Source organism: Pseudoalteromonas sp. SG41-1, from assembly GCF_014164575.1.
Lineage (GTDB): Bacteria > Pseudomonadota > Gammaproteobacteria > Enterobacterales > Alteromonadaceae > Pseudoalteromonas > Pseudoalteromonas rhizosphaerae.
In genome coordinates this window covers 1-274 of the sequence record NZ_JACJFL010000136.1, presented here as the reverse complement: position 1 = coordinate 274, position 274 = coordinate 1, and the positions used below count along the sequence as shown (strand labels likewise).

Genomic DNA, 274 nt, shown 5'->3' with positions numbered 1-274 from the left:
GAGCCGGTGATCAATACACTGCCATCTTCTACAGCATTGATCCGGCCATCAACCTCAATCGGGGTCGTTATGGTCAAGGCATTCGGTGCTGCGTTATCTAAAATCACTGAGGTGCTGGCTGCACTGGAGGTGTTACCCGCCGCATCACTTTGTGTGGCGCTGACGGTGAGCGTGCCATTATTAAAGCTGCTGACATCAAACTCGCTACCACTGATAGTCCATGCCCCAGAGCCATCGGCCGTCACGGTGCGCGATTGGTTATTCGCGCCATCGC

1 protein-coding gene is annotated in these 274 nt (G+C 54.7%); it reads right to left on the bottom strand.

All coding sequences use genetic code 11. The features are described 5' to 3' along the window. Positions 1-274: hypothetical protein (locus tag H5203_RS22615; protein WP_182768458.1), on the bottom strand; the 274-nt coding region annotated here is incomplete at both ends.